The sequence below is a fragment of the Streptomyces sp. NBC_01571 genome (assembly GCF_026339875.1).
In the GTDB taxonomy this organism is placed as follows: Bacteria; Actinomycetota; Actinomycetes; order Streptomycetales; family Streptomycetaceae; genus Streptomyces.
Map to the genome: position 1 here is coordinate 7,747,565 of NZ_JAPEPZ010000001.1, position 20,761 is coordinate 7,768,325.

Sequence of the window (20,761 nt, forward strand, 5' to 3'; positions counted from 1 at the left end):
GCGCGGGCCTTCACGCGCGGCGGCGGACACGGGGGACTCCCTCGTCCGCCCGGGGCCCGCGGTGCGGACGTCACCGTCCGGACGCGAGTGACTCCCTGATCGTGGTGATCGCACCGGGGCCGACCCGGCAGCAACCGCCGATCAGGCGGGCCCCGCCCCGCCGCCAGCCGGTCACCTGCTCGGCGGTGAACGTCGAGTGTCCGCTCCACGCACGGGCCCCCGCGTCCCACACCTCACCGCTGTTCGGATAGACCACGACGGGCTTGCCGGTCACCCGCGCCGCCGTCGCGACCGCGTCGTCCACGTCCTCGGGCGCGCAGCAGTTCACGCCGACCGCGATGATCTCGTGCGCGTCGGCGGCCACGGCGAAGGCCTCCTCCAGCGGCTGCCCGGCCCGGGTCCGGCCACCGGCGACGCTGTACGACAGCCACGCCGGTACCCCGAGCCCGCGCACCGCCCGCAGCAGCGCCCGGGCCTCGTCGGTGTCCGGCACGGTCTCCAGAGCCAGCACGTCGGGCGCGGCGGCCGCCAGCACCTCCAGGCGCGGGCGGTGGAAGCGCTCCAGCTCGGCCACGCTCAGCCCGTACCGGCCCCGGTACTCCGAGCCGTCCGCGAGCATCGCCCCGTACGGCCCGGCCGACGCGGCCACCCACAGGGGCCTCGTGACGCCCTTCGCCCGCGCGCGCCGGGCCGCCTCGCGCGCCGATCCGACGCTGAGCCGCAGCAGCCCGGCCGCCCGGTCGTGCGGGATGCCGCGCCGCGCGAAGCCCTCGAAGGTGGCCTGGTAGCTGGAGGTGATCGCCACGTCCGCGCCCGCCTCGAAGTAGGCGAGATGGGCCTCGGTGATCGCCTCCGGCCGCTCGGCGAGCAGCCGCGCCGACCACAGCTCGTCGCTCAGTTCGTGTCCGGCGGACTCGAGCTGGTTGGACATCCCGCCGTCCAGGACGACCGTTCCCGACGCGAGCGCGCCGGCGAGGGTGGGGGGTCGGTCGCTGCGGGAGGCGTCACTGGTCATGTCACGACGCTAGTCGATGCGCGGGGCGGCCCCCGCGGGCCCCGTTGACCTCCCCGTACCCCGCCTCTACCTTTTCGGGGTTCCCGCGGAACAGCTCACACGGCACAGAAAGGAAGTCCGCCGATGCCGCCCCTTTCACCGCCGTCGTTCCTCGCACTCCCCGAGGACCGCGCCCTCAGCCCCTACACCGGCTGCACGCGAGCCCACTGGGAGGCGGCCGCCGACTCCCTGCTCGCGGCGGTCGCCCCGTACGCCACCGCCGACGGCGCGCTCTACCATCTGCCCGCGGACCGCACGAGCTGGTCCGGCAGGCTCTCCGACGGTCTGGAGGGCTACGCCCGCACCCTGCTCCTGGCCGCCTTCCGCCGCGACGAGAAGGTCCTGGAACGCTACGCGGACGGCCTCGCCGCCGGAACGGCCGGCGTCTGGCCGCGGGTCCGGGACCGCAGTCAGCCGCTCGTCGAGGCCGCGTCCGTCGCCCTGGCCCTGCGGCTGACCCGGCCGCTGCTGTGGGACCGTCTGGACGACGCCGTGCGGCAGCGCGCCGCGGGATGGCTCGGCGACGCGCTGACCGCCGAACCCTGGCCCTGCAACTGGGAGTTGTTCCCGGTGACGGTGGGCGGGTTCCTGGCGGAGATCGATCACGAGCCGGAGGCCGCGCGCGCCGCCGTCGACCGCGGCCTGGACCGCATCGAGCAGTGGTACCTCGGCGACGGCTGGTACAGCGACGGCCCCGGCCGCGCCTTCGACTACTACAACGGCTGGGCGATGCACCTGTATCCGGTGCTGCACGCCCGGCTGGCCGGCGACGAGCGGCTGCTCGACCTGTACGGCGGCCGGCTGGCGCGTCATCTCCAGGACTACGCCCGGCTGTTCGGTGCCGACGGTGCCCCGGTGCACCAGGGCCGCTCCCTGACCTACCGGTTCGCGACCGCCGCGCCGCTGTGGCTGGGCGCCCTGACGGGACGTACGCCCCTCGCGCCGGGAGAGACCCGGCGCCTGGCGTCCGGCGCCCTGCGCCACTTCCTCGACCGGGGCGCGGTCGACGGCCGGGGGCTGCTCACCCTCGGCTGGCACGGCCCCGACGAGTCGGTCCTGCAGGGCTATTCGGGCCCCGCGTCCCCGTACTGGGCGAGCAAGGGGTTCGTGGGCCTGCTCCTGCCGCCCGACCACGAGGTGTGGACGGCCCGCGAGGAGCCAGGCCCGACGGACCGCACCGACGCGGTCACCTCCGTCGGCCCGCCCAACTGGCTGCTCCAGACGACCGCTTCGGACGGTCTGGTCCGCCTCCACAACCACGGCAGCGAGGACGTCCGCTACGACCCGTACTACACGCGGCTCGCCTACTCGACGGTGACGCGGCCCTCGGCGCCGACCGACTCCGGCGACCCGAACGTCTCCGGCCACCCGGCCGACTCCGGCGTCGGCGGCGACGAGGGTGCCCGGGCCGGCGACAGCGCCCGCTGCGACAACAGCGTGATCGTCGGCGGTGACCCGAGCCGTACGCACATCGAGCCGCTGGGTACCGGGAGCGGCTGGGCGGCGTCCCGGCACACGGCCGCGGACGGCGCCCGGGTCACCAGCCTCGTCCTCGCGCACGGCGCGGTCGAGGTGCGGGCGCACCTGGTGGCGGGAGCGGCTCCCGGGACACCGGTACGCGTGACGGGCTGGCCGCAGGGATCCGCAGCGCGGTCCGAACTCCTCTCCCTGCACGGCCTTCTGGACGGGGCCGGTGCGGTGGGATCCGGTGCAGTGGGGGACGGAGCGACTCTCTTCGTCGCTCTCGCCCGCCTCACCGCCGAACCGGATCCCCGGCCCCTCGCCGAGCTGGTGTCCGTGACGGTGGAAGGGACGTACGACCTGAGCGTGAGCTGGACCTCCGGTCCGTCGGCACGGTTCCGCTTCAGCGCCGCGGACGGGCGTGCCACGGCGTCGTCGTGGTCGGTGGCGCCCCGGTGACCGCTCCTTCGCGCCGGCGCACACGGTTCGGCCGGCGCCGAAGGGCCGTGCCGTTAGCGTGGGGGACATGAACGCCGACCAGGAGCGCCCGTCCCGTCCCTCGGCCCCGCGCACCGAGGGACCGGCACATCCCACGGCAGGCGCCCGGCGCCCCACCTCCCGCGTGAGCCGCTTCGCCGCGCTCCACCACGCCGGCGCCCCGCTGCTGCTGCCCAACGCCTGGGACCACGCCTCCGCCGCCCTCCTCGCCGCAGAAGGCTTCGAGGCGATCGGCACGACGAGCCTCGGTGTGGCGGCCTCCGCCGGGCTGCCGGACGGCGCCGCGGCGACCCGGGACCTGACGGTGCGCCTGGCCCGGCAGCTCGGCACGGGCCCGTATCTGCTGTCCGTGGACGCCGAGGACGGCTTCGGACAGGACCCCGACGAGGTGGCCGGGCTGGCACGTGAACTGGCCGCCGCGGGGGCCGTCGGTGTCAACCTGGAGGACGGGCTCGGTCCCGCCGAGCCGCACGCGGCGAAGATCGCGGCGGTACGGGCCGCCGTCCCCGGCCTCTTCGTCAACGCCCGCACCGACACCCACTGGCTGGGCGACGGCACGGACGAACGCGAGACGCTCCGTCGGCTCGACCTCTACCAACAGGCCCGCGCCGACTGCGTGTTCGTCCCCGGCCTGACCGACCCCACCCGGATCGCCGCCCTCGTGAAGAGCCTCGACGTGCCGCTCAACATCCTCTACTCGCCCTCCGGGCCGTCCGTCGCGCACCTCGCCGACCTCGGCGTACGCAGGGTCAGTCTCGGCTCGTTCCTCTACCGGCGGGCGCTGGGCGCGGTCCTCGACGCCGTGGGGGACGTCCGGGCGGGCCGGCCCGCCCAGGGCACGGCGCCGACGTACGACGAGGTGCAGGCGTTCGGCCGGAGAGGTCCCGACCGGCCCGGTGGGAACGGCTAGTCGTCCCCGGCCGCCCCGGTGAGCAGGGCCGTGAGCCGGTCCGCGAACGGGACGGGGTGCTCGATGACGCCGATGTGACCGCCGGGGAACTCGGCGAAGCCGCCGCCGCTGAGTTCGGCGAGCAAGGCGGCCGTCCGGTACGGGAGCTGGCCCCGTGAGTCGTGTCCGGCGCCGAGGGTGAGCCGGTCGGACCGGGTCCTCAGCGCGGCCAGGTCGGGGGTGTGGGAGGTGAACGGCCCCAGCACACGGGTGAGGAAGACGCCCATCGGGGTGTTCGGGTCCACCTCGGGCACCGACGCGGGCGGGCCGTCCCACCCCCGGCCCACAAGTCCGGCCTGGAGACGGGACATCGCGGCGCCGAGGCCCTGTGCGCGGCCGACCTCGTCCACCTCGACGATCATCGCCCGCTGTTCCACGGCGTCGGGCAGCACGGCCAGGCTGGGCGGCTCGTGGGCGACCACGTGCCGCAGCCGCCGCGGATGCCGGGCCAGCAGATCCAGGGCGACGATGCCGCCGGAGCTGCTGCCGAACACGTACGCGCTCTCGCCGTCGGGAAGCAGCGAGTCGAGGAGGCGGTGGGCGTGGTCGCTCCACACCTCCACGCGCTGCTCGCCGACCGGGTCGTCGAGCGGGCCGAGGGACAGCCCGAGCGGGTCGAACGTCACCACGGTGAACCGTTCGGCGAGGCGCTCGGTGGCGCCCTCCAGTCCCATGGGGTGACCGGCCCCGCCCGGAACGACCAGCAGTACGGGCCCGCTGCCTCGCACGTCGTGATGAGATCGGCGATCAGGCATGGAAGTCATCCTCCGTGGTGTCGCAGGGACCGGGCTCGGACAGCCCGTACGCGCCGAGCATGCCGTAGGTGGTGCCGACCGTGCGGCGGGGGGTGGCCGAGGCCGCGACGAGGGCGGGCTCGAGGGGGCTGCGGGCGGCCCCGTACCGGCCGGCGGCCGTTTCGTGCTGGACGCGGGCAGCAAGGTCCCCGGCGCCGAACTCCGGCCGCTCCTGGGACCGGGGTCAGTCGGCCGCGTCGGCGATGCGGTCGAGCCAGGCCTCCATGAGGCCGCGTTCCGGGGCGGTCAGGGCGTCGGTCCGGGGGAGTACGGCACGCAGGGTGACGGCGGCCGTGACGGGGCCCCGGGCCGCCGTGGCGGGAGCGTCCGTGGTGATCGCGGCGATGACCGCCTCGCGGGCGGTGCGGGACAGTGCCGGGTCGCGGCGGTCCTCTGGGGTGGCGATGAGCGTCAGTGTCGTGCCGGAGCCGGCCGCGTGGACGAGGGCGGCGGCGCGGTCCTCGGGGATGGCCAGCCGGCCCGCCTCGGCGACGCGCCGGATGTGCCGGGCCAGCACCGCGAAGGCGGCGACGGCAGCGGGCGAGGACGTGCCGGGACGGTAGCGGCCGTACATCAGCGTGTACAGGGCCGGGTTGGACAGGCCGAGGCCCACGTGCAGGTCCCAGCCGGCGCGCAGGTCCTCGACCGGATCGTCGGTGGGTTCCCGTGCGGTCTTGCTGGTCAGGTAGGCCGTGAAGCCGTGCGCCACGACCGCGTCGAGCAGGCCCTCCTTGTCGCCGAAGAGCCGGTAGATGGTCGGCGGCTGCACCCCGGCCGCCGCACTCACCGCCCTGGTCGAGACCGCCTCGGGCCCGCCCTCGGCCAGCAGCCGGGCGGCGGCCGTGACGATGCGTTCGCGGTGCCCGTCCGGGGTCGTGACGTCGACGTTCTCCATGTTTCCGACGATAACAGAATCGCGTTAGCACTCCTCTGGTTCCGGTGATACGGTCATGTTGTTATCAATGGAAACAATGGAGGGGTCATCATGATCATCGTCACCGGAGCCGGCGGCGCACTCGGCCGGGCGGTCGTCGAACAGCTGCTGGAGCGCGTACCCGCCCGGCGGATCGGCGTCAGCGTGCGCGACCCGGAGCGGGCGCGCGGTTTCCTGGACCGGGGTGTACGCGTCCGCCGCGGCGACTTCGCCGACCCCGCGAGCCTGGCCCACGCCTTCGAGGGCGCCGCCAAGGTCCTCGTCGTGTCGACGGACGCCACCGGCGAGACGGCCGTCCACCACCACCGCACGGCCGTCGAGGCCGCGGTGGCGGCCGGCGCCGGGCACGTCCTCTACACGAGCCACATGGGCGCGAACCCGTCCTCACCCTTCCCGCCGATGCCCGACCACGCCGCCACCGAGGCTGCCCTGCGGGACTGCGGAGTCGCCTTCACCGCGCTGCGCAACGGCTTCTACGCCACGTCGGCCGTGATGCTGCTCGGCGCGGCGGCGCGGACGGGAGAACTGGTCGCGCCGGAGGACGGACCGGTCGCCTGGACCGCCCACGCCGACCTCGCCGAGGCGGCGGCGCTCGCGCTCACCGGGGAGGACCTCGAGGGGGTGACGCCCGCGCTCACCGGCCCCGAGGCGCTCGACATGGCCGGTGTCGCGGAGATCGCCTCACGGCTGACGGGCCGCCCGGTCCGCCGGATCGTCGTCTCCGACGCCGACTACCGCGCGGGCCTGATCGCCCACGGGCTCCCCGAGCCGACGGCCGACCTGCTCGTGGGCCTGTTCGCCGCGAGCCGCCAGGGCGGGTTCGCGCCCGCCGACCCCACGCTCGGCCGTCTTCTCGGGCGGCCCACGACCTCCCTGGCCGACGTCCTGAAGCCGGCGCTCGCAGGGACCCGCTGACGTCGGCCCGGTCCGCGGGCGTGCCGAGGCCCGCCCCGACCGTCCTGCCGCGGCCCCCGTGCGGGGGTCAGCCATGTGTCTCCGAGAAGATGAAGGTGAATTCCGCCGGGGCGGCCCGCAGTTGGTACCGGGGCAGTACACCGGGGCCGCACGACTGGGAGCCGATGCCCTGCTGGCCGTGGTCGAGGTTGAGCCACACCGTGTCGCCCGCCGACAGATCCGTGAGGTGCCCGGCGGCGTCGAGCTGCTCCGACGTCCAGCGGCGCGCCGTGAACCAGAACTCCGGCTCGCCGTCGACCCGCAGTCCGCCGATCTCCGCCCAGCGGACGTCGGCGCGGGCGCCGTTCTCCTGCGGACGGACGTACGGCGTCTGGAGCTCGTCGACCGTGGACTCCCAACGAGCCACGAGTGAAGCCGACTTGGTATCCGGGTAGCCCTCGCCGGGGCCGCCGCCGAACCACCTCACCAGGTCGGCCGTGCCCGCGAGCCCCAGCCGGATCCCGAGCCGGGGCAGCGGAAGCGTCCAGTCGCCCTCCGGAGCCACGGACACGGTCAGCCGCAGCCGGGTCCCGTCGGACGTCCACCGGTACGCCGTACGCAGGGCCACCTCCGCCGCCGCGGGAGCCACCCGGGTCCGTACGGTCAGCGCGTCGTCGGCCGGCTCCACCGCCTCCAGACGGTGCCGCATCCGGTGCAGGCCCAGCTTCCGCCAGAGCGGGCCGAGGCGCGGATCCGCCTGCCAGGCGGCACCGTCGTCGTTGTCGGTCGGCGCACGCCACACGTCCAGACGCAGCCCGCTGACCCCGACCCTGCCGATCGAACGCAGCGCACCCGTACGGGAGTCGAAGGCGGCCGGGCCCAGGGTGATCAGGCCGTCGCCGCGAACCGGACCCGCACCGGCGGTCAGGGCGAGCGGTGCGCGCGCGGCGACCGGGACCTGGGTCCAGGCCACCTCGTGGTCCTTCGGCCCCCACGCGGTGTCCGCCGCCAGCAGCGCCCGTACGGTCCATCCCGTCTCGGCGCCCCCGGCCCCGCCGCCGTCGGGCCGTTCCGGCAGCTTCACCACGGCCGACTCACCCGGGGCCAGGGCGGGCACCGCGAGCGGGCCCGCCCCGACGGTCTCGCCGTCGACCTGGAACGACCACACGAAGGCCAGCGCGGAGAGGTCCGCGAAGTCCTGGGCGTTGGTGATCCGTACGGTCCCGTCCGCGCCGCGGCCGTCGATCCGGACCGGCTCGATCACCTTCTTGTACTCGACCAGTCCGGGCGACGGCGTCCGGTCCGGGAAGAGCAGCCCGTCGCAGACGAAGTTCCCGTCGTGCAGTTCCTCGCCGAAGTCGCCGCCGTACGCGAACCCGTACCGCTCGTCCTTGACGCCGTGGTCGATCCACTCCCAGACGAAGCCGCCCTGGAGGCGTTCGTGGGAGGTGAACAGGCGCTGGTAGTCGGCCATCCCGCCGGGTCCGTTGCCCATGGCGTGGCCGTACTCGCAGAGAACGAAGGGAAGTCCACGCCGCTTGTGCGGGCCGCCGTCCTCACCCCGGCCGATCCGCTCGACCTCGTCGTGGACGGTGTACATCCGTGAGTACACGTCCGTGTCATGGCAGTCGTGGTCGCCCTCGTAGTGGATGAGCCGCGAACGGTCCCGGCCACGGATCCACTCGGCCATCGCGGTGAGCCCACGCCCGGTGCCCGCCTCGTTGCCGAGCGACCAGACGACGACGGAGGGGTGGTTCTTGTCCCGCTCGACCATGCGGGCCGCGCGGTCCAGCAGGGCCGGGGTCCAGCGGTCGTCGTCCACCGGGTTGCCGCGCCAGGCCTGTGCGGCGAAACCGTGGGTCTCCAGGTCGCACTCGTCGATCACCCACAGGCCCAACTCGTCGCACAGGTCGAGGAAGGCGGGGTGGGGCGGGTAGTGCGAGGTGCGGACGGCGTTGATGTTGTGCCGCTTCATGAGCAGCACGTCCGCGCGCATGGTCTCCAGGTCCAGGGCCCGGCCCCGCTCCGGATGCCATTCGTGCCGGTTGACGCCCTTGAAGAGGACCGCCCTGCCGTTGACCCTGATCAGGCCGTCCTCCAGGGCCACCGTGCGGAAGCCGATCCGCAGCGGGACGCGCTCGCCCGGGGTCGCCAGGACCCCGTCGTACAACCGCGGTGTCTCGGCGGTCCACGGCTGGACCGGCACGGTCGCGGACTCGCCCGTCGCGACATCGATGCCGAGGGCGGCCACGGTGACCCGCCCGTCCACGTCGGAGTCGACGCGCAGGGTCCCGGCGCCGGTGGCGTGGTCGTACGAGGCGTGCACGAAGAAGTCGAGCACCCCGCCCGCCGGACGGTGCAGCAGCGTGACGTCACGGAAGATGCCGGGCAGCCACCACTGGTCCTGGTCCTCCAGGTACGAGCCCGCCGACCACTGGTGGACCCGGACGGCCAGCACATTGCCCGTGGGTTTCAGCAGTTGGCCCACCGCGAACTCGTGCGGCAGCCGTGAGCCCTTGAACTCCCCGACGTAGGTGCCGTTCAGCCAGACCCGGGCGCAGGACTCGACTCCGTCGAAGCGCAGCGCCGCCCCGCCGTCGGAGGGCCAGTCGGACGGCAGGTCGAAGGTGTGCAGATGGTCACCGGTCGGGTTCTCGGTCGGCACGTGCGGCGGGTCGACCGGGAACGGGTAGCGGTGGTTGGTGTAGATCGGCGCGCCGTGCCCCTGCAGCACCCAGTGGCCGGGCACGGACACCCGGTCCCAGTCTCCGGCGTCGTGGCCCACCGCCGCGAAGGAGTCGTCCTGCGCGTCGGCGGTGGGGGACAGGCGGAAGCGCCAACTGCCGTTCAGGGAAAGAGACATGGCGTCCGAGGACGCGTACCGGGCACGCGGCGGGAGTGCTTCGCCGCCGGGTGAGACGTCCTCGACGTAGTCGATGGCGGACGGAGGTTCCTCCGGGCCGGGGGCGGCCGGGAGCCTGGGCGAGGTGGGGAAGGACATGAGTCTCCTGGTTCAGCCCTGGATGCCGGTCCGCGCGGGCCCCGCGCCGGCCGGTGCCGAGAGCGCAGGCACACCCGGATGACCCGGATGGCATCGATGACACGGATGTCGCGGATATCGCGGACACCAGGGGCCGGACGGGTGGGGCGGTGCGGCGGGAGCCTCCCTTCCGGCGTCATGAGGGTGATGCGGAACGGCTTTACGCGGGGGCGGAGCGGCGTACGGCGGTTCTGCCGTGCACGGGTCTGTGTCCCACCGCGTCGAGGGCTCCTTCCAGGGCGAAGGCGGCGGCGCCCAGACAGACCGGGTCGCCGGGAACGGGGGAGAGGACGATTCCGGTGGCGGCCAGCGGCCGCTTCAGGGCGTGCCGGGCGACGGCCGCACGCACCTCGTGCAGCAGCGGCTCACCGAGTGCGGCGGCGACCCAGCTGCTGAGTACCACGACTTCCGGGTTCAGCAGGTTGACGAGGACCGCGATGCCCGCGCCGAGGTAACGGGCCGTCTCCCGGACGACCTTGACGGCCACCGGATCGCCGGCGGCGACGGCGCGCGCGAGCGCGTCGATCGTGGCGGTCTGGTCCCCGGGACGCAGCAGCGGACTGTCCGGGCTCGCCTCCCGCAGGTTGAGCATGATGCCGGGCGCCCCGACATACGTCTCCACGCAGCCGTGATTGCCGCAGTGACAGGGCCGTCCGTCCAGGACCAGCGTCGTATGACCCCACTCGCCCGCGCTGTTGCTGACCCCGCGGTGCAGCCCGCCGCCGAGCGCGAGTCCGGCACCGACCCCGGTCCCGAGATTGACCACGACCGCGTCCCCGCGCCCCCGGGCCGCGCCGAACCACAACTCGGCGACCGTGCAGGCGCGGAGGGGATTGTCGAGGTGGAGCGGGTACGCGAGGTGCTCGGAGAGCAGGTCGAGCAGCGGTACGTCGTGCCAGTCCCAGTTCGGGGCGTACTCGGAGACCCCGGTGTCACGGTCCACCTGACCCGGCACGCTCACTCCGACGCCGAGGACGCGCACGCCCCCGGGACCGGCCTGGGCGACCACCGCGTCCACGGCCGTGACGACATGCCCGACGATCCGCTCCGGGCGGCTCTCGCCGGGGCGCATGTCCTCGGCGGCGCGGGCGAGCACGTTCAGCGCGAGGTCGAACAGCTCCACGCGGACGTAGGTCTCCGCGATGTCGACGCCGATCAGCGCGCCCCCCGACGCGTCGACCGCCACCAGGCCCCGGGGGCGGCCCCCCGCGGAGTCCTCGAACCCGACCTCGGTCAGCATCCCGAGGTCGAGCAGCTCGCCGACGAGCGTGGCGACCGTGGCCAGGCTGAGCCCGGTGGCCGCTGCCAACTCCTGGCGGGAGGTGGGGGACTCGGCGATGATCTGCCGCAGCACCTCGTAGCGGTTCGCGGTGCGGATGTCGCGTGACGTGCGCTTCACGGGCCTTGCCACCTCGGTCCTCCGAACCACGAGCGGGGTCCCGGGCGGTCGTCGCCGACGCGTGACGTGCGGTGCGGACCGGGGCCCGGGACGGGACCCGCGGGCCCCGGCGCGGGGCAAGGCTACGGCCGGGGAAGGACGTTCGACAAGGGGTTAGGAAAGGGGGTGGAGAAAGTCCGAGACGAAGGCGTTGGCGAACTTGCGCGCCGGGTCCGTCGCGCGGGCCAGCTCCCGGAAGTCGTCCAGTCGCGGATAGCGCCCGCGCAGCACGTCCGACGGCACGGTGAACACCTTGCCCCAGTGCGGCCGCGGATCGAACGGCTCCAGCGCCGCCTCGACCCGCCGTACCACCGGCAGTACGGCCGCGGTGTCCTCGACCCAGGTGAAGTGCAGGGCCACGGTGTCCCGTCCGTAGGCGGGGCTCAGCCACTGCCGGTCGGCGGCGACCGTGCGCACCTCGCAGATCTGCAGCAGCGGAGCGATGTTCCCGCGGATCAGGTCGAGCGCGCGCAGCGCGTCCGCCGCGTCCGGGCGCGGCAGCAGGTACTCGGACTGCAGCTCGGATCCGCTGCTCGGGGTGAACTCCGCCCGGAAATGCGGGAGTCGCTCGTGCCACGGGCCGGGGACGCCGAACTGCGCGGTGCAGTTCCCGGCGGGCATGCCCGGCACCGGGTGCATCGCCTCGGTGGCCGGCGTCCCCCACGGGAAGTCCGGGAGCGGCTGGTCGGTGCGCCGCTTGAGCCACGCCTGCCGGAAGCCCGGCCGTCCCCAGTCGGTGAACAGACTCACGCTGTACGCAGTCGCCGCCACCGTCTCGAAGTCCAGCCCGTCCTCGGGGAGTTCGGTGAACACGTGCTGGCTCACCTCGAAGTCCGGCTCCAGGTCGAGGGTGAGCGCGGTGACGACGCCGAGCGCGCCGAGCGAGGTCACCGCCCCGTCGAAGCCCGCGTCCCCGCGGCCGATCGTCAGGGCCGAACCGTCGGCCGTGATCAGCTCCACCTCGCGGACGGCCGAGGCGAGCGAACCGTTGCCGGTGCCCGAGCCGTGCGTGCCGGTCGCCACGGACCCCGCCACCGAGATGTGCGGCAGCGAGGCCATGTTGTGCAGGGCGAGCCCGTGCTCGTGGACCCGGCGCGCCAGCTCCGCGTACCGGACGCCGCCCGCGACCCGGACCGTACGGGCCGTCGTGTCGACGTCCACGACCGGGGGCAGCGCGGACAGCGAGAGCAGGACGCCGTCCTGGCCCGGGTCGGCGATCTCGTTGAAGGAGTGCCCGCTGCCCAGCACCCGCACCCGGGCGCTCTTCGCGACCAGGGCGGCCAGCGCGTCGAGCGACTGCGGCCGGTGCAGCTCCTCGGTCGTGTACGTGATGTTGCCGGCCCAGTTGGTCAGGGGCTTGGTCATCCCTGTCGTCCTTCCCCGGGAAGTCGCCGTTCGTGGCCGTGCGGTGCGCGGTGGCCACTGCTGGAAACTACCTCGTCGCCCCGGGCGTCCCACCGGCCCGTCCATTGACCCTCTCATGGGGCGCCGCCTAACGTAGAGAACGCTTTCCCCCGAGGCCGCCGAGCCGGAAGGCCGACTCCTTGTCCGAGCGCCCCGTCGCGATGTTCGCCATGACCGCGGAGAACGTGCCGCGGATCTTCCCGCCCGGCGTACTGGCCCGGCTGCGGGACCTCGTCGACATCGATCCCGCCCTGGTCGCCGAGGACTTCACCCGGCCCGCCGTCCGCGAGGCGCTGGCCGGGACCGAGATCCTGATCAGCGGCTGGGGATGCCCGCCGCTGGACGCGGCCGCGCTGGAAGCGGCGCCGAAACTGCGTGCGGTGCTGCATGCCGCGGGCTCCGTGAAGGGTTTCGTCACGCCCGCGGTGTGGGAGCGCGGGCTCGTCGTGTCGTCGGCGGCCGGGGCCAACGCGCTGCCCGTCGCCGAGTACACGCTCGCCATGATCCTGCTCGCGGGCAAGGACGTCTTCACCCACCGGGACCGCCTGCGCGCCGAACGGGTCTTTCCTCATCAGGGGGTCCTCCCCGGCATCGGCAACCTCGGCCGCCGCGTCGGCGTCATCGGGGCCTCGCGCACCGGGCGCCGCCTCATCGAACTGCTGCGGCCCTTCGATCTGCGGGTGAGCCTGGCCGACCCGTACGTCGACGAGGCCGGGGCCGCCGCGCTCGGGGTCGCGCTGCTGCCGCTCGACGCTCTGCTCGGCGGCAGCGACATCGTCAGCGTGCACGCGCCGCAGACCGCCGAGACCCGGCATCTGATCGGACGCCGCGAACTCGCCCTGATGCCCGACGGATCGGTGCTCATCAACACCGCGCGTGGCTCCCTCGTCGACCACGACGCGCTGGCCGAAGAGCTGCGGGCGGGACGGATCGCGGCGATTCTCGACGTGACCGAGCCCGAGCCGCTCCCGGCGGACTCCCCGCTCTACGACCTTCCGAACGCCTTCGTCACCCCGCACCTCGCGGGCTCCCAGGGCAACGAACTCGCCCGGCTCGGCCTGGTGGTGGTCGGGGAGGCCGAGCGGCTGGTCTCCGGCCGGGCGCCGGAGTTCCGGGTGGACGAACGGGAACTCGGGAGGATGGCGTGACGGGGGCGTGGCGTCGGTGAGGTGTTCCCCGCGGGCGCCGGGAGCGCTCGTAGGTCGCGACGGATTCCGTCGACAGTGACGTTCAGGATTACTGATTTCGTCGATCGTTAGCCGAAGCTCTGCGCTATCGGTAGCATTCTCCTCATGGTCCACCATCCGCTCCCCGAGACCGACCTCACCCGCCACCGCCGCCTGCGCGAGCAGGGCTCCCTGGACAGGGGCGAGCTCCACGCCATCCTGGACGCGGGATTCGTCTGCCATCTGGGAGTGGTCGTCGAGGGCAGGCCGGTGGTCGTACCGACGGTCTACGGGCGGGACGAGGAGTCGTTGTACGTGCACGGGTCGGTCGCCAGCCGCAGCCTGGCGGCGGGGGCGCCGGTCTGCGTGACCGTCACGCACGTCGACGGGCTCGTCCTGGCGCGGTCCGTCTTCGAGCACGGGGTGAACTACCGGAGCGCCATGATCCACGGCGTACCGCGGAAGGTGACCGACCCGGCGGAGAAGACGGAAGGACTGCGCCGGCTCACCGAGCACGCCACGCCGGGCCAGTGGGCCTACGCCCGTCGCCCCAGCCGCAGGGAACTGGCCGCGACCACCCTCCTCGCCCTCTCCCTGGAAGAGGCCTCCGTGAAGATCCGTACGGGCGCCCCGGACGACGGGGACGGCCCGGACTCGGCGCTCGGGCTCTGGGCCGGGACGCTGCCGCTCACGGCGGTCTGGGGCGCACCCGAGGCCGACCCCCTGCTGCCGCCCGGGCTGGTCCCGCCCGCGCACATCGCGCGACGCGAGGGGACCCGGCACGGCTGACGCGCGGGCAGGGGCATACCGTGAGGAGTCGAGCCACAGGGCTCGGCACGAGCCGGGAGCGAGGAGAACGGGATGGGCGGCAGCCGCACCGCGCTGGTCGAGGATCTGATGGAGCGGTTCCCGCACGTACCGCGGGAAGCCGTCTTCAAGGAGGACCTGCTCCGCGGGGGTGTGGCCTTCGACGCCTCGGCGCTGAGCGACACCACCAACGAGGCGGCCGGTGACGTCAAGCCGAAGTCGTACTTCATCTTCTCCTTCGACCACGGCACCCTGCCCGAGCTCGGCGAGGCGGCCCTGCGGCGTCCGCCCGAGGAGATCATCCTCACCGGCGGCCCGTACGACCTGCGGCGGACGGTCGTGTCCGTGCGCGTCAACCCCTCCTCGCCGTACCGGGTGGCGGCCGACGAGGACGGGATGCTCGGGCTGTACCTCAACGGAAAGCGGGTCTCCGACGTCGGCGTGCCGCCGATGCCCGAGTACTACCGGCACACCCTCTCCAACGGGAAGTCCGTGATGGAGGTGGCACCCACCATCCAGTGGGGCTACCTGATCTACCTCACCGTCTTCCGCGTCTGCCAGTACTTCGGCGCCAAGGAGGAGTGCCAGTACTGCGACATCAACCACAACTGGCGCCAGCACAAGGCTGCCGGACGCCCCTACACCGGCGTGAAGGACGTGGAGGAGGTCCTGGAGGCGCTGGAGATCATCGACCGGTACGACACCGCCAAGGCGTCCACCGCGTACACCCTCACCGGCGGCGCCATCACCTCGCAGGTCGCCGGCCGCGACGAGGCCGACTTCTACGGGCACTACGCCAAGGCCATCGAGGAGCGCTTCCCGGGGCGGTGGATCGGCAAGGTCGTCGCGCAGGCGCTGCCGCGCGACGACGTACAGCGGTTCAAGGACTACGGGGTGCAGATCTACCACCCCAACTACGAGGTGTGGGACCGCCGTCTCTTCGAGCTCTACTGCCCCGGCAAGGAGCGCTACGTCGGCCGCGACGAGTGGCACCGGCGGATCCTCGACTCGGCGGAGATCTTCGGCGCGCGCAACGTCATCCCCAACTTCGTGGCGGGTGTGGAGATGGCCGAGCCGTTCGGGTTCACCACGGTCGACGAGGCCATCGCCTCGACCACCGAGGGCCTGCGCTTCTTCATGTCGCACGGCATCACCCCGCGCTTCACCACCTGGTGCCCGGAGCCGACCACCCCCCTGGGCAAGGCCAACCCGCAGGGTGCGCCGCTGGAGTACCACATCCGCCTCCTGGAGGCGTACCGCTCCACGATGGACGACTTCGGGCTGTCCTCGCCGCCCGGATACGGCCCGCCCGGCCCGGGCAACGCGGTCTTCTCGGTCAGCTCCTTCATGGACAGCCTTCCGGCGCTGGAACCCGCGGTCGCGGACGCGAGCGGGCCCGCCGTTTCGTGAAAGCCGCCTGAGACCGAGACTTACCGGCCTCCCTCCCGTACTACGGGAGGGAGGCCTTCCTCGGTGCCACGAACGGGCCACAAAGGGGGCCGCGAGCGGTGCCTCGAGCGGTGCCGCGACCACGTGCCGCACGAATTGAATGCCTCGCTTGTCAGTTGTGTGGGAACCGTGAAAGGCTCGGGCGCTGTCGTTGAGATGGCTACCAACTCTCCTGTACGGAAGACGAGTTGGCATTTGCGTTCTTTGACGTAGCACATGGAAGCAGTTGATGCAGGAGTCCCCCATGCCCGACCTGCCGACCCCCCAGGACGCCGCCGAGGCCGCGCTGCTCTCGGAGTGCTGGGACGCGGTCCTGTCGTACGCCGATCTGTGCACGTCCGGTTCGGCCGCGGCCACGCAACTGGCGACCGAGGCCTTCACGCACGGCATCACCGAACTGCGCGCCGCCACCGCGGCATCGAAGAACACCGGCACCGGGCGCAGGGTGCTCAGGCTGCCCCGCATTCCGCTGCTGCTGACCTCGGTCCGGGCCGCGGCCGCCGCCTGGGAGGCGGCCGGCCTGGGCCACCGGCTCGACCCCGACCTGCGGCTGTGGCTCAACTCCGAGAAGGCCGCGCGCTACACCGGGCCGCCGCTGCACCGCCCCGTCGCGCTGCGCGGCCTGCAGGACCTGCAGGAGCCGGACGCCGCCCTGCTCTGGCTGGCCGAGGTCGAATCGCTGCCGCTGCCCGCCGTGGCCCGGCGCCTCGGCCTGGACCCGTCGGCCGCGGCCACCGAACTCGCCCAGGTGCGGGCGCTGTTCCGGGACCGTTGCCATCGCAACCACCTCGACACCCCGATGGACGCGGGCTGCCGCAGCTACGCACGGCTGCTGGACGCGGTCACCCGCTCTCCCGGCGCCGAGACCCCCGGCGACCTCTCACGGCACCTCGCGCGCTGCGTGCGGTGTGCGGAGGCGGCCGCCTGCCTGCGGCTGCACGGCGGCGGGCTGCCCGCGGCGATCTCGGGCGGCGTGATCGGCTGGGGCGGCCTCGCGTATCTGGAACGGCGGCGCCGCGCCGCGGAGGCGGGGCTGACCGGCGGCCGTACCGACGCGGCCGTGGACACGGGCCTGGCCGAGGGCCGCCCGGTCCGGCCCCGGATCGGCCGGACCGGGATCCTGGTGGCGGCCGTCGCCGTGTCGGCGCTGGCGCTCACGGTCTCCCTGATGCCCTTCGGCGGTTCCCACGACGGGGCTGCGCCCGCGAGCGGCGCGTCGGGCGAGCGGCAGCCGGTGGCGGAGCCCCTGCCTTCCGTCCCGGCGGACGCGTCGGGTTCGCCCGTCACCGACATCACCGCTACCGCTACCGCCACCGCGGCCTCGACGACACGGCCGGAGGTCAGCTCCGACCCGGAGGCCCAGGGGGAGTCCTCCGAGCCCGCGAACAAGTCGGAGCGCCCGGCGGACGTCACCAAGAACGCGTCGGCGGACTGCGAGGTGAAGTACGAGATCGTCAACGAGTGGCCGGACGGCTTCCAGGCCACCGTCACCGTCACCTCCGCCGAGGCCCTCAGCACCTGGCGGCTCGGCTGGACCTTCGACGACGGCCAGCGCGTCGGCCAGATGTGGGACGGCACCTTCACCCAGGACGACGCCAGGGTCACGGCCACCGCCGCCGACTACAACAAGTCCGTCGCCCCGAACGGCACCTTCGCCTTCGGCTTCCTCGGCTCGTGGAGCGGAGCCAACTCGGCCCCGCACGACTTCACTCTCAACAACGACCGCTGCGACGGGGGCAGTTGAGACGAAGGGTCGCTCCCGGCGGGGCGCGCCGGCCCGCTCCCGGGCGGGAGCGGAAAACCGGTGGCGCCGAGTACCGGCTCTCTATAGGCTGAAGATCGCTTCACGCGGTGGCCGTCGGCCACCGCTGCCGGCTGAGCGATGAAGGAGGTGTGACCGATGGCTGTCACTGAGATGGGCACTGCCCGCATCCAGAAGTTCATCAAGTCCACTTCCGTGGCCGCCGGCTGACCTTCCACCTTCTTCGCGCCCGAGTGCGCGCGCCGGGGCCGCCCTTGTGAAGGGTTTCCCTTGACTTCCTCCGTTTTTCCCGCGGTACACCCCCTCCAGTCGTACGGCTGGGACGACGCCTGGGCGGACGCGTTCGCTCCCTACGACGCCGAAGGGCTGCTGGCCGGCCGGGTCGTCCGCGTCGACCGCGGGCAGTGCGACGTGGTCACCGCCGACGGTGTCCTCCGCGCGGACACCGCGTTCGTGACCCCGCACGATCCGTTGCGGGTCGTGTGCACCGGCGACTGGGTCGCCGTCGAACCCGCGGGCAACCCGCGCTACGTACGCACGTATCTGCCGCGCCGCACCGCCTTCGTGCGCTCCACCTCCTCCAAGCGCTCCGAGGGACAGATCCTGGCGGCCAACGTCGACTACGCCGTCATCGCCGTGTCGCTCGCCGTGGAACTCGAACTCGGCCGCGTCGAACGCTTCCTCGCGCTCGCCTGGGAATCCGGCGCGCAACCGGTCGTCGTCCTCACCAAGGCCGACCTGGTGCCGGACCCCGTCACCCTCGGTCACCTCGTACAGGACGTGGAGACCACCGCGCCGGGGGTCGCCGTACTCCCGGTGAGCGCCGGCACCGGCGAAGGGCTCGACGTGCTGGCGGCCGTCCTGTCCGGAGGCACGACCGTGCTCCTCGGACAGTCCGGCGCGGGCAAGTCGACCCTCGCCAACGCCCTGATCGGCGAGGACGTGATGCATGTGCAGGCCGCGCGTGTGGCGGACGGCAAGGGCCGCCACACCACGACGACCCGCAATCTCCTCGCCCTCCCCGGCGGCGGCGTCCTCATCGACACACCCGGTCTGCGCGGCGTCGGCCTCTGGGACGCCGAGTCCGGGGTCGGGCAGGTCTTCGCGGAGATCGAGGAGCTCGCCGCGGACTGCCGCTTCCACGACTGCGCGCACATCGCGGAGCCCGGCTGCGCCGTACTCACCGCCCTCGAGTCCGGCGCCCTGTCCGAACGACGCCTGGACAGCTACCGCAAGCTCCTGCGTGAGAACCAGCGCATCGTCGCGAAGACCGACGCGCGGTTGCGGGCGGAGATCCGGCGGGACTGGAAGCGGAAGGGGGCGGAGGGGAAGGCGGCCATGGAGGCCAAACGGGGGCGTTGACACTTGGTCTGGGCAGGGGGCGTGGGGTTCGGGTGCCGCCGTGACCGGTGGCTCCGCCCCCGGGCCCCCGCCAGGGGCGCTGCGCCCCCTGGACCCCCGCTTCGCCCGAAGGGCTCGTCCTCAAACGGCGGTCGGGCTGACATGCATGACCTGGGCGTCAGCTTCCGGGGGCGCCCCATCAGCGCGGGCTCGCATCTCCAGCCCGTCCGGCGATTGAGGACGAGGCCCGCCAGGCCGAAGCGGGGGCCTGGGGGCGGCAGCCCCCGGCAACGGGCCCGAGCGTCACGTCCGATTCCCGCCAGCCCCGGCGGCAGCCGCCCCGCACACTGGGACACGTGATCGATGAAGAGACCAGGTACGAGGCCGTGCGGAGCAGGGACGCCCGGTTCGACGGGGAGTTCTTCTTCGCGGTGGAGACGACGGGGATCTACTGCCGGCCGAGCTGCCCCGCGGTGACACCGAAGCGGCGGAACGTGCGGTACTACACGACCGCGGCGGCCGCCCAGGGCTCGGGCTTCCGGGCCTGTCGCCGATGCCGCCCGGACGCCGTGCCGGGCTCCGCGGAGTGGAACGTGCGGGCCGATGTCGTGGGTCGCGCCATGCGGTTGATCGGTGACGGTGTGGTGGACCGTGAAGGCGTCGGCGGCCTCGCCGCACGGCTCGGGTACAGCACCCGCCAGGTGCAGCGGCAGCTCACCGCCGAGGTCGGCGCGGGCCCCGTCGCACTGGCCCGGGCCCAGCGCGCCCACACCGCGCGGGTCCTGTTGCAGACCACCGGACTGCCGGTCACGGAGATCGCGTTCGCGGCCGGGTTCGCCAGTGTGCGGCAGTTCAACGACACGGTCCGCGCGGTGTACGCCTCGACGCCCAGCGCACTGCGCGCCGCGGCCTCGCGCGGGGGGCCCGGCGCCCGGCGCGCGGACACCCCGGCCGCCGGGATCCCGCTGCGCCTCGCCCACCGGGGTCCGTACCGGGCGACGGCCGTCTTCGACCTCCTCGCCCGCGAGACGGTCGCGGGGGTGGAGGACATGAGCGGCACCCGCGGTCGCCGTACCTACCGGCGCACCCTCCGCCTCCCGTACGGCCCCGGGGTCGTCGCGGTGAACGAGTGTCCGGACGGGCGGGCGTCCCAGCCGGGTGGCTGGCTCGACACCCGTCTTCACCTCACCGACCTGCGTGATCTGACCACCGCCGTCCAGCGGTTGCGGCGGCTGTTCGATCTCGACGCCGACCCGTACGCGGTGGACGAGCGGCTGGCCGCCGATCCACGGCTGGCGGCGTCGGTCGCCGCGCGGCCCGGCCTGCGGTCGCCGGGTGCCGCGGATCCGGACGAGCTGGCCGTGCGCGCGCTGGTCGGCCGGCCGGCCGCGGAACGGCTGGTGCGCCGATACGGCAAGGCGCTGGACGCCCCGCACGGGACGCTCACCCATGTGTTCCCCGAGCCGGCCGTCCTCGCGGAGGCCGAGCCGGACGGCCCCCTCGGTTCGCTCACCGCCGCCCTCGCCGACGGCACACTGCGGCTCGACGCGGGTGCCGATCGCGACGCGGCGGAGGCGGCCATGTTCGCGCTCCCGGGTCTGGACGCGCACACGGTCGCGGCTGTCCGGACCCGCGCCCTCGGTGACCCCGACGTGGCACCACCCGATGGGGAGGTCCCGGAGGCGTGGCGCCCGTGGCGTTCGTACGGGGTGCGACACCTCAGGGCCGAGGAAGAGGAGGAGGCGGCGCTGGGCGAGGGGCGGTGAGCGG

15 protein-coding genes are annotated in these 20,761 nt (G+C 73.6%); 9 read left to right on the forward strand and 6 right to left on the reverse strand.

All coding sequences use genetic code 11. The features are described from left to right. Nucleotides 1-70 precede the first annotated feature (70 nt). On the reverse strand, nt 71-1,015 hold the full coding sequence (gene mmuM / locus OHB41_RS34905) for a homocysteine S-methyltransferase (RefSeq protein ID WP_266702669.1): 945 nt from the start codon (nt 1,013-1,015) through the stop codon (nt 71-73). A gap of 123 nt (nt 1,016-1,138) precedes the next feature. Here mmuM and OHB41_RS34910 point away from each other — a divergent pair, with 123 nt between their 5' ends. Next, nucleotides 1,139-2,974, forward strand: coding sequence for a DUF2264 domain-containing protein (locus OHB41_RS34910; RefSeq protein ID WP_266702671.1), 1,836 nt, complete (start codon nt 1,139-1,141; stop codon nt 2,972-2,974). Nucleotides 2,975-3,137: 163 nt separating this feature from the next. Further along, nucleotides 3,138-3,923 carry an isocitrate lyase/PEP mutase family protein gene (locus OHB41_RS34915; protein ID WP_266706364.1) on the forward strand — a complete coding sequence of 262 codons (786 nt, stop codon included), beginning with the start codon at nt 3,138-3,140 and terminating at the stop codon, nt 3,921-3,923. Here the strand turns inward: OHB41_RS34915 and OHB41_RS34920 are convergent. Beyond that, nucleotides 3,920-4,717 (reverse strand): alpha/beta fold hydrolase, encoded by a 798-nt coding sequence (locus OHB41_RS34920; protein WP_266702673.1) that lies wholly within the window; start codon nt 4,715-4,717, stop codon nt 3,920-3,922. The two genes, OHB41_RS34915 and OHB41_RS34920, sit on opposite strands and share 4 nt — an antisense overlap. A gap of 223 nt (nt 4,718-4,940) precedes the next feature. Then, nucleotides 4,941-5,651 (reverse strand): TetR/AcrR family transcriptional regulator, encoded by a 711-nt coding sequence (locus OHB41_RS34925; protein ID WP_266702675.1) that lies wholly within the window; start codon nt 5,649-5,651, stop codon nt 4,941-4,943. 90 nt (nt 5,652-5,741) lie between these two features. Between OHB41_RS34925 and OHB41_RS34930 the strand changes: the two genes are divergently transcribed. Next, on the forward strand, nt 5,742-6,605 hold the full coding sequence (locus tag OHB41_RS34930) for an NmrA family NAD(P)-binding protein (protein ID WP_266702677.1): 864 nt from the start codon (nt 5,742-5,744) through the stop codon (nt 6,603-6,605). 67 nt (nt 6,606-6,672) lie between these two features. Here the strand turns inward: OHB41_RS34930 and OHB41_RS34935 are convergent, their stop codons facing one another. The 3 genes from OHB41_RS34935 to OHB41_RS34945 all read right to left on the reverse strand — a co-directional run bounded on the left by OHB41_RS34935 (nt 6,673) and on the right by OHB41_RS34945 (nt 12,427). Continuing rightward, nucleotides 6,673-9,585, reverse strand: a complete 2,913-nt coding sequence (locus OHB41_RS34935; RefSeq protein WP_266702679.1) for a glycoside hydrolase family 2 TIM barrel-domain containing protein — start codon at nt 9,583-9,585, stop codon at nt 6,673-6,675. Nucleotides 9,586-9,784: 199 nt separating this feature from the next. Further along, a complete protein-coding gene (locus tag OHB41_RS34940; protein WP_266702681.1) occupies nt 9,785-11,023 on the reverse strand; it encodes an ROK family transcriptional regulator in 1,239 nt (412 codons plus the stop codon). 153 nt (nt 11,024-11,176) lie between these two features. Then, entirely contained in the window at nt 11,177-12,427 is a 1,251-nt protein-coding gene (locus tag OHB41_RS34945) for an FAD-binding protein (protein ID WP_266702683.1), read from the reverse strand. 179 nt (nt 12,428-12,606) lie between these two features. Here OHB41_RS34945 and OHB41_RS34950 point away from each other — a divergent pair, with 179 nt between their 5' ends. The 6 genes from OHB41_RS34950 to OHB41_RS34975 all read left to right on the forward strand — a co-directional run bounded on the left by OHB41_RS34950 (nt 12,607) and on the right by OHB41_RS34975 (nt 20,757). Then, nucleotides 12,607-13,614, forward strand: a complete 1,008-nt coding sequence (locus OHB41_RS34950; protein WP_266702685.1) for a hydroxyacid dehydrogenase — start codon at nt 12,607-12,609, stop codon at nt 13,612-13,614. 144 nt (nt 13,615-13,758) lie between these two features. After that, nucleotides 13,759-14,421, forward strand: coding sequence for a pyridoxamine 5'-phosphate oxidase family protein (locus OHB41_RS34955; protein WP_266702687.1), 663 nt, complete (start codon nt 13,759-13,761; stop codon nt 14,419-14,421). 72 nt (nt 14,422-14,493) lie between these two features. Further along, a complete protein-coding gene (locus OHB41_RS34960) occupies nt 14,494-15,849 on the forward strand; it encodes a radical SAM protein (RefSeq protein WP_266702689.1) in 1,356 nt (451 codons plus the stop codon). A 283-nt stretch (nt 15,850-16,132) separates the two neighbouring features. Then, complete coding sequence (locus tag OHB41_RS34965) at nt 16,133-17,632, forward strand: cellulose-binding domain-containing protein (protein WP_266702691.1); 1,500 nt, start codon at nt 16,133-16,135, stop codon at nt 17,630-17,632. A 288-nt stretch (nt 17,633-17,920) separates the two neighbouring features. Continuing rightward, a complete protein-coding gene (gene rsgA, locus OHB41_RS34970; RefSeq protein WP_266702693.1) occupies nt 17,921-19,012 on the forward strand; it encodes a ribosome small subunit-dependent GTPase A in 1,092 nt (363 codons plus the stop codon). 338 nt (nt 19,013-19,350) lie between these two features. Then, nucleotides 19,351-20,757 carry a DNA-3-methyladenine glycosylase 2 family protein gene (locus OHB41_RS34975; RefSeq protein WP_266706366.1) on the forward strand — a complete coding sequence of 469 codons (1,407 nt, stop codon included), beginning with the start codon at nt 19,351-19,353 and terminating at the stop codon, nt 20,755-20,757. The last annotated feature ends 4 nt before the right edge of the window (nt 20,758-20,761 follow it).

Bases quoted from the DNA above. Each gene is read 5' to 3' on its own strand.
- mmuM (WP_266702669.1), bottom strand. From the start codon at position 1,015: ATGACCAGTGACGCCTCCCGCAGCGACCGACCCCCCACCCTCGCCGGC.
- OHB41_RS34910 (WP_266702671.1), top strand. From the start codon at position 1,139: ATGCCGCCCCTTTCACCGCCGTCGTTCCTCGCACTCCCCGAGGACCGC.
- OHB41_RS34920 (WP_266702673.1), bottom strand. From the start codon at position 4,717: ATGCCTGATCGCCGATCTCATCACGACGTGCGAGGCAGCGGGCCCGTA.
- OHB41_RS34925 (WP_266702675.1), bottom strand. From the start codon at position 5,651: ATGGAGAACGTCGACGTCACGACCCCGGACGGGCACCGCGAACGCATC.
- OHB41_RS34930 (WP_266702677.1), top strand. From the start codon at position 5,742: ATGATCATCGTCACCGGAGCCGGCGGCGCACTCGGCCGGGCGGTCGTC.
- OHB41_RS34935 (WP_266702679.1), bottom strand. From the start codon at position 9,585: ATGTCCTTCCCCACCTCGCCCAGGCTCCCGGCCGCCCCCGGCCCGGAG.
- OHB41_RS34945 (WP_266702683.1), bottom strand. From the start codon at position 12,427: ATGACCAAGCCCCTGACCAACTGGGCCGGCAACATCACGTACACGACC.
- OHB41_RS34955 (WP_266702687.1), top strand. From the start codon at position 13,759: ATGGTCCACCATCCGCTCCCCGAGACCGACCTCACCCGCCACCGCCGC.
- OHB41_RS34960 (WP_266702689.1), top strand. From the start codon at position 14,494: ATGGGCGGCAGCCGCACCGCGCTGGTCGAGGATCTGATGGAGCGGTTC.
- OHB41_RS34965 (WP_266702691.1), top strand. From the start codon at position 16,133: ATGCCCGACCTGCCGACCCCCCAGGACGCCGCCGAGGCCGCGCTGCTC.